The 8,041-nt window shown below is 37.4% G+C and carries 9 protein-coding genes, 1 tRNA gene and 1 rRNA gene; 6 read left to right on the top strand and 5 right to left on the bottom strand.

Annotated features, from left to right (window positions below):
• Nucleotides 1-66: 66 nt before the first annotated feature.
• Nucleotides 67-417: a hypothetical protein gene (locus tag LQ50_RS23880; RefSeq protein ID WP_034634202.1), complete on the bottom strand. Its 351-nt coding sequence runs from the start codon at nt 415-417 to the stop codon at nt 67-69.
• A gap of 176 nt (nt 418-593) precedes the next feature.
• Between LQ50_RS23880 and LQ50_RS23875 the strand changes: the two genes are divergently transcribed.
• A complete protein-coding gene (locus tag LQ50_RS23875) occupies nt 594-776 on the top strand; it encodes a hypothetical protein (RefSeq protein ID WP_034634200.1) in 183 nt (60 codons plus the stop codon).
• Between the two features lie 55 nt (nt 777-831).
• Here LQ50_RS23875 and LQ50_RS23870 read toward each other — a convergent pair whose 3' ends face one another.
• Together LQ50_RS23870 and LQ50_RS23865 are read right to left on the bottom strand one after the other, a co-directional pair.
• Entirely contained in the window at nt 832-1,476 is a 645-nt protein-coding gene (locus tag LQ50_RS23870; protein WP_034634197.1) for an HD domain-containing protein, read from the bottom strand.
• A 15-nt stretch (nt 1,477-1,491) separates the two neighbouring features.
• Nucleotides 1,492-3,825, bottom strand: coding sequence for an ATP-dependent helicase (locus LQ50_RS23865; protein ID WP_034634196.1), 2,334 nt, complete (start codon nt 3,823-3,825; stop codon nt 1,492-1,494).
• A 120-nt stretch (nt 3,826-3,945) separates the two neighbouring features.
• On the opposite strand from LQ50_RS23865, the gene LQ50_RS23860 reads away from it, so the two are divergent.
• The gene (locus tag LQ50_RS23860; protein WP_034634195.1) at nt 3,946-4,164 is read left to right on the top strand and encodes a hypothetical protein; all 219 of its coding nucleotides are present in this window, start codon (nt 3,946-3,948) and stop codon (nt 4,162-4,164) included.
• A 23-nt stretch (nt 4,165-4,187) separates the two neighbouring features.
• Nucleotides 4,188-4,475: an HNH nuclease-like protein HlpB gene (gene hlpB, locus LQ50_RS23855; RefSeq protein ID WP_034634192.1), complete on the top strand. Its 288-nt coding sequence runs from the start codon at nt 4,188-4,190 to the stop codon at nt 4,473-4,475.
• On the opposite strand, the gene mscL is transcribed toward hlpB, so the two are convergent.
• A complete protein-coding gene (gene mscL, locus LQ50_RS23850) occupies nt 4,464-4,964 on the bottom strand; it encodes a large conductance mechanosensitive channel protein MscL (protein ID WP_084139004.1) in 501 nt (166 codons plus the stop codon). The genes hlpB and mscL overlap by 12 nt on opposite strands.
• A 172-nt stretch (nt 4,965-5,136) precedes the next feature.
• Nucleotides 5,137-5,208 (bottom strand) — tRNA-Gln (locus LQ50_RS23845).
• 180 nt (nt 5,209-5,388) lie between these two features.
• Between LQ50_RS23845 and comGA the strand changes: the two genes are divergently transcribed.
• The 3 genes from comGA to LQ50_RS23825 form a co-directional block, all read left to right on the top strand.
• Nucleotides 5,389-6,444, top strand: a complete 1,056-nt coding sequence (comGA, locus tag LQ50_RS23840) for a competence type IV pilus ATPase ComGA (RefSeq protein ID WP_034634191.1) — start codon at nt 5,389-5,391, stop codon at nt 6,442-6,444.
• A complete protein-coding gene (gene comGB, locus LQ50_RS23835) occupies nt 6,425-7,477 on the top strand; it encodes a competence type IV pilus assembly protein ComGB (protein ID WP_034634189.1) in 1,053 nt (350 codons plus the stop codon). Before comGA ends, comGB begins: the two co-directional genes overlap by 20 nt.
• Before the next feature lie 504 nt (nt 7,478-7,981).
• Nucleotides 7,982-8,041 (top strand): 16S ribosomal RNA (locus LQ50_RS23825); the annotation flags it as partial.

Genomic DNA, 8,041 nt, shown 5'->3' with positions numbered 1-8,041 from the left:
GTAAGAGTCGACCTTTTCAGTGCCCTTTCTAAAGATAATCGGAACTTCTAAAGCAAGAGAGAATTTTTATCTCTTATAAAAGATGTATGATAGCCAAGGCTTAGGTGTTACAGGTTTGGATTGATAAGTTATGGCGGCTTGGATGGGACTCCTTTTATAAAAAAGGGTGACGTCATGACCGGAAGGGACGTTTACGTTCGATCCTATATCATTTGAAGTAGTACTATCTTCAAAATGAGTAGCTGGGTCGAGGATCTGTTTTCTTTCACTTATTCGTACTTTTAAAGATTTAATCCTTCGTATATTAGATTCTTCTGGTGCTTGCTCTTCGATAACCAATAGCAAATCTTCGTAATGATTAATAGCGTCCTCTAATTTCTGAATAGCCTCTCTTAATTTTTGATTAGTTTGTTCCACGACTTCACCTCATTTTATATGTTTTTTTCTAAGTAGACTCGTTATTTTTCTTTGTCCTCCTATACATATGTAGCTTTTCCAATTTTAATCATGTTTTTAATTAAAAAGATGTATCATACTTTTGTCCATTCGTATGTATAGTTAAATAGATGAAAAAAAAAGAGGTGAGCAGCAAGATGGGAAAACATAAGATGCCGTTACTCTACATTTATCAACGAAAAGAGAAAGAGATTGAAATATGTGAGCAAGACTTTGTTTACCAAAAAGCGGGTAATAAAGAAGGACGTCAACCGTTGATAGAGCCGCTAGCGGAATATAGATTAAACCCCAAATTTGAAGAGGTCGTCAAAGAAAGTTGAAGTGGAGAGAGTCAATGAAAAAGGAGGGCTGTAAAGACAGCCCTCCTATATCCCTTTAGTCTTGTCCCCATTCCTCAAGAAATTGAGACAAAAAGTCTTCTAAAAATTGATGACGTTCTAGGGCGCGTGATTTCCCTTCGTCTGTATTCATTAAATCTTTTAATTTAAGCAATTTCTCATAGAAATGACCAATCGCACTTGATCGACCATTTCTATATTCATCAAGTGTTAATGTTTCGCGGATGGAGAGGGTTGGATCGTACATCGGATCGCCTTTGCTTCCGGCATAGACAAAGGTCCTAGCGATCCCAATAGCGCCAAGTGCATCTAGTCGATCAGCATCTTGGACCACTTGAGCCTCTAATGTTGTAACAGGCTTATTCGTACCACCTTTAAATGACATCGTCGTAATAATAGTTAGGATTTGCTTTCGTTGATCTTCTGTCGTCCCTATGGTAACAAGCCAATCTTCAACATTTTTCAACCCTTTTTCTTCGCTTGCTACCACTTTATCGTCAATTAAATCATGAGTCAAAGCAGCGAGTGTAACAATTAAATCATCGGCACCTTCAATCTTGGCAATTTCTTGAGCTTGTTTTGTAACACGGTTAATGTGGTACCAATCATGCCCTGTTTTTTCCTCTGCAAGTTGATTCTTAACCCACTTTCGCGTTTCTTCAATCATTTGTATATGATCCATTGTTCTTCTCCTTCTTTAAGATTTTAGTGTCTGTTTCGGTGAAAGTCGTTGAACTTCTCTAACAAAGCGAGAACGAAATGCTTTTTTTCCTCTTCGCATAATAGGTACCGATAATTTTAAGTTTTCTTCCGCTCTTGTCATAGCAACATACATGAGTCGTCGTTCTTCCTCAAGTGGTTTGTCGTCACCGTCTCTCCAAGCTTCTAGTGCATAATCATGAGGCAAACTTCCTTCGAGACAACTAAGAATATACACATGCTTGTACTCTAACCCTTTTGCTCGATGAATCGTCATTAATTGGGTTGCATTTGTCATGTTTTTTTGAGAACGAATTTCGTCGTATTTGATCGTCATATGATCAATGTAATCAAGAAAGTCTGAAATCGTAGTATGGTGTCTTGCTACTACTTTGAGATCGCGAACATCATCAGAGCCTCGTTCCATTTTGTTACCTTCGTTTCCTTGCTTTTTTACATAGTCATTAAAACCCATTTCCTGTTCAATATATTCAATCGCTTCAACGGGAGTTTTCTTTTGAAGTTGCTTAAATTTCTTCGGTAACTCTGTGAGTTTCTTTAATTGAAATGGTTGCAGTCCTTGCAAATGGGGCAGTGCCTCAATAAATGTGCAATCATGTGCTATACTAGCTGCTTTAATATCACGCACAGCCTGCTGTTTCAAAAACAAAGCACTTACTAATTCTTGCAAGGCCTGAGAGTCATCTTGGTTTCGTGCTAACTGCAGGTAAGCCAATACCTTCCTAACCGCTTTCCGTTTATAAAATGATTCTCCATCAGCTTCTAATTGAAAAGGAATACTAGATGAGATAAACCGTTCAATGAGAGCCCTTGCTGAACTATTGGTCCGGAACAAAATTGCGAAGTCAGCTGGATTTGCTCCATTTTCAATTTGTTTTTTTATATCATTCATAATCATAGTGGCTTCCTCTTCTTCGTCAAACGGATAAAAGATAAGAGGAGCTTTTTCTGAACTGTTTTGAGCATGTAATTGCTTCGCATAACGTGTGCGATTAGTTGATATGACATTATTAGCTGATGAAACAATTTCATGATTCGATCGGTAATTTTCATTTAAAATAACTGTCTTCGTTTCTGGATAGCGTTCTTTAAAATTGAGAATATAGGAAGGATCACTCCCGCGGAAAGCATAAATGGACTGATCATCATCACCCACTACACATAAATTATGTGTACGGTCACAAAGCATCGTTATCAGTTCCACTTGTACTTTGTTAATATCTTGAAATTCATCAACAGAAACATAGGCAAAGCGTTGCTGATATCGTTTTAGAAGGTTTGAATTATTCGTTAAGAGCTCATGTAAGCCAATTAACATATCATCGAAATCAAACAAATTCTTCGTAAGTCTCATCTGTTCATAACGTTTATATAAATAGGAAACACGTTCCTCCCACACATCTTTTGCTTTTACTTGTTTAGGGGAGATGAGGTGGTTTTTCCACCAACTAATTTGGGTTAGTGCTTGATCAAAAGCAAATTCTTTCTCATCAATATCAATTTCTCGGGCCGCTTCCTTAATCATCGCTTGTCGTTGCCAGTCTTGATTTAATAGACGATTGGGAGACCATTGTTCCGGTTCATGATGCATCAGCATCTTATAGAAGATACTGTGAAAAGTCCCAATCACTAGTTGATTGAGAGCAGAAGGAGATATTCCCGGGTATAGACGCATTCGTTCCTTCATTTCTTTTGCTGCTTTGGCCGTAAATGTAACTAAGATCATTTCTTTTGGAGAGTGATTCAGTTCTGTTAGCATATACGCAGTTCTTGTTGTGAGAACACGGGTTTTCCCACTGCCGGCACCAGCGAGAATAAGTAGGGGACCTTCTGTCGTTCGTACGGCTTTCCATTGGTTATCGTCTAGGTAGATTCCGTTTTGAGCTAGTGTTTGTCGGTAGCCTGTTTGGGTCTGTGACGAGTTTGATTGTTTTGCCTCGAAAGTGGGAATAGCTTTAACTAGATCAGGCTCTTTCCAAAGGTCTTTTTTTGCTTCCGTGGAGCTTGTTGTAATTGCTCGTCGCTTGGGTAATTGAATTCCCGAGGTTGGATGAGATTTTTCGGGCTGTTGTTCCTCTTGTTTAGATGTAAGTTTTTTTTCCATGAGTGTCACGGTTTTTATACATTCGTCAGTAACATGTAAGTGTATGAATGATGGAGGAGTGAGGATACTCAAATCCATCTTTAATGGCGAATGACAATGTATACAAGTGACCTCTTGTCGAATACTAGCCATATACAATTGTTGCCATTTTTCACGTTCGCAGCTAGGAAGATGGATTAGCTTGTCTTGGTGATAAGCGACTTGCATAGTAGGTCTCCTCTCACTTTTAGATCTTGTCTTATCGTAGCAAATTTTGTCGTGGATGTGGTCATTTTTATATAAAAAAGAGGAAATAACTTTAAAGGTTGAAATAGAGGAGGGAATCTTATGATATCGTTTTTTATATTAGGGTGTATTGTTACAGTTTGTGCAATCGTTTATTTTCTAAGTGGATTGCTATTTCAAGGAGAATTTCTTTTTGGTCCGTTTATTGCTGCTCTTGTTGGTTTAAACTTTCTTTTCATCAGCTTTGTGCAGGTAAAGCGTGAGCGAGAAGAAAAGCGGGAAGAAAAAATTCTTGAAGTGGGGAGAGAAGGGAACAAGTAACCAAGCGGCTAGGAGGATTTTAGATGAAGAAGATTGGATCATGTCAATTGTGTAATCGTGATAAAGTAGAAATAACCGTTCATCATCTAACCCCTAAAGAGGAAGGTGGGACACACCTTCCTACTGTTGACCTTTGTATTCCTTGTCACAAACAAATTCATGCTGTGTATACAAATAAGGAAATTGCACTTCGCTTAATGACTTTAGAAAGGTTAAAGGATGATGAACGGTTAAAGAAGTTTGTTAAATGGATCCAAAAACAACCCCCTCAAGCATCAGTGAAAATTCGAAAGTCAAAATTACGAAGATGACTTTTGTTGTATCCTTACATACGTAGGTCGTTGGTTAATTGGACCTTGGACATCTTCGAGTTGAGAAGTACAATTTGGGCAACGTGTTGCTTTATAGGCAATTGATTGGCAACAATACGGACATGTTTTGGTCTTCATATTTATTAGGGGATCCTCTTTAGGGCGTCTAATTCGATTAATTTGTCTTACAAACAAAAATAAAACAAAAGCAATGAGAACGAAATGAACAGCATGATTTAAAAAAGTTCCGTAGTTTAATAAAGGAACACCAGCTTCTTTTGCTTCTGCATACGAGTCAAATTGGCGGTTTGATAAGTTAATATACTTATTTGAAAAGTCTACTTGCCCAAAAATGAGGGCAAATGGAGGCATAATAACATCAGCGACTAATGATTCAACAATCTTTGCAAAAGTGGTACCGATAATGACTCCGACACTCATATCAATAACATTTCCTCTTACAGCAAATTCTTTAAACTCATTAAATATTTTCATATTAGCACCTTCTTTAGAAATGACGTTACGAAAGGTAGCTCTGTTGTAACGCCTTGTAGGGTTGTCTATGTAACAACCTATGCAGGATGAAGGGGAAATTATGAATGTAAATAAGGAAGGAATTAAGTTTACTTTACTTAATTCCTTCCTTGCTTATTGGCTGGTACTGGGCTAGCAGGATTCGAACCTACGCATGACGGAGTCAAAGTCCGTTGCCTTACCGCTTGGCTATAGCCCATCGACATTTTTTAGTATAATTCGTTTTAAGATTTTTTATGCAAGTGATTTTTTGAGGATCTATCGTCGCCCCTTACCCGTTCATCATTATCTTTTTCTGTTTTTCCTTTTTTATGCGTGAAAAAAGGAGTTTAGTTATTTTTGTTGAATTCTAAATTAAAAAGCAAGGAGGCTGGTTGTATTGTATGAAATTGAATATTATAGTAAGCATTTATTAGATGAGGCTATTTTGCGTAAAGTGTCGGATCTTCATTTCCTACCTGAGGAAGATCATTATGTCATCACGTATCGTTTTAATGGTTATATGGAGCCTTGGCGAAAGCTTCCTTTAAAAATGGCAGAGAGATTAATTAGCCATTTTAAATATCGATCTGGCATGGATATTGGTGAACGCAGAAAACCACAAAGTGCTTCTATGTTGTATAAGGAACACTCCTCTTTATCATACTCTCTCAGATTATCTACTCTACCTTCGAGAAATAAAGAAAGTTTAGCAATTCGTATCCTTCCGAATTATACCTCACAATCCTTTCATTCTTTAGCTCTCCTTCAAAACCAAGCTAAATCCCTTGAAAAATTACTCTTGTTGACTCATGGATTGTGCTTAGTATCAGGTCCAACTGGTTCTGGTAAGACAACAACGTTATACGCAATTGTAGAAAATATTATAGAAAAGGGAGGGAAAACAGTAATTACGATTGAGGATCCCGTAGAGCGCTATATCAATAAGTCTATTCAAGTTGAAGTTAACCTAAAAACGGGGATAACTTTTGATTATGCCTTAAAGGCAACGTTACGCCATGATCCTGATGTTATCTTAATTGGTGAAATTCGAGATGAAAAAACAGCGCGGCTGGCGATCAGAGCGGCACTGACGGGACATCTTGTATTGGCGACGGTTCATGCGAATGATTGTTATTCTGCTTTAATGCGAATGCGGGACCTCGGTATCTCCCAGTTTGACCTGAATCAGTGTTGTCGATATGTTTTGTCACAGCGCATTGTAACGACCAAATGTCCCTATTGTATTGGAAGATGTCTTCCAACATGTGCGAGGGAGCGAGCGATGTCAAGGGCGGCAGTATTCGAAATATTAGAAGGTGATCGTTTGAAAATGTCGTTAATGTCCGATTTTAGATCGGAGGAGGCTTCATTGATTTATCCGATAAGAAAGGCGTGGGCACTAGGCTACCTTAATGATAAGGAGGTCATGAGGCTTGTTACTAATACTTTCTAAAAGGCGAGGTAAGAAAAAGTATTTACGTGATGTGGCTGATTCATTTGTTCGTATTGGGAGGTTGCTTGAACAAGGTTATCCGATTGAAGTAGCCCTTACATTTATCCAATTACATGTTATGAAGCGAACGAGGGAGCAATTCGAAACTGTAATCGTAAATCTAAAAGAAGGTCACTCTGTTCATGAATCATTTCGATTTTTTGATATGCCTAAAAGCATTAAGTCGTTTCTGTACTTTTATGAACATCAAGGGAAATTAGCTGATGGGTTCAAACATGCGGGGAACTTATTACGTTATAGAGAAAAAACCATTTATGAATTAAGTAAATTACTGCGCTATCCGATTGCTCTTTTATTTTTCTGTTTTGTTGTATTATTGTTAATGTTTCAATTTGTTCTTCCTCATTTTCGTTCTTATTTCACGATGTTGGCAGAATCTCCCCCATTTTTTACTAGTATTTTTCTAACTTTCCTATTTAATCTACCTTATTTATTTTGTGGATTAGTTCTATTTCTCCTACTTATTTCAATTTTAATTTTTTCAAAGGTGAAACGATTTACTCCATATGAAAGAACCGTGAAATTACTTTCGCTCCCTATTGGTCGCCTATATGTTAAAACGGTAATAACGTACTTTTTTTCATTACAGTTAGGACGATTGATTCGAACAGGCATGTCCTTGCAACAAGCGCTAAAACAATTCGAGTATCAAGACTATCTGCCGTTCTTGCAACAGGAATCAGTTCAAATGCTACATGAATTGGATCGAGGTCATAGTTTTGAGGAGATTGTTAAGTCGAAAGATTATCTGAGGAACGAATTGTCATTTGTTATTGATAATGGGGAAAGAACTGGTTTTTTAGGAAGTGATTTAGAACAATACAGCGATATTCTTTATTTGGAATTAGAGGATTCTATTCAGAGAGTAATGAATCTTGTCCAGCCATTGCTTTTCGTTATTGTTGGGGGAGTCGTATTTCTTTTATTTATTATTACCATGCTGCCACTCTTTCAAATGCTTGGTGGCTTGTAGGTTAATAAGGAATAGTATTGGATGGGTGGGGAACAGAAAGCTTTTGCTTTTTTGTGTGCCTTAGATGGTTGGGGTGAAGAAGGCTCATTAGTAAGGGCACTGAAAAAGAGAAGTCTTCTTTTTCGGTGCTTCTATGATATGGTAAGTACCCTTTTGACTATTGAAGGAAAAAGGGGATTAAGATTTCCGGATATTTTTTTGTAAAAAAGCTTGCATTGTTTTGTGAATGCGTGTTATATTATTAAACGTCGCTGATGACGAGGCGAACACAATAATGGAATATCAAAAAAACATTTGACTTGTTACTTTGTCTTGTGTTATGATGTGAAAGTTGTTGTCGTAAAGAGGTTCTTTGAAAACTGAACAAAAGCCAAGCGAAATAGAGATACATGATATCTCGTCAAAGAAATTTGAGTCATTTTCTTGAAAATGACATAGAAAATTTCATCCTTAAATTTATTGCATTGCTAGCGTGATGCAAAATGAGCTAATCAGCTTACCATTTTTATGGAGAGTTTGATCCTGGCTCAGGACGAACGCTGGCGGCGTGCCTAATACATGCAA

Origin of the sequence: Halalkalibacter okhensis, from assembly GCF_000787375.1 — a bacterium.
GTDB classification, from domain to species: Bacteria; Bacillota; Bacilli; order Bacillales; family Bacillaceae_D; genus Halalkalibacter; species Halalkalibacter okhensis.
This window is presented reverse-complemented; position numbering and strand designations above follow the sequence as displayed.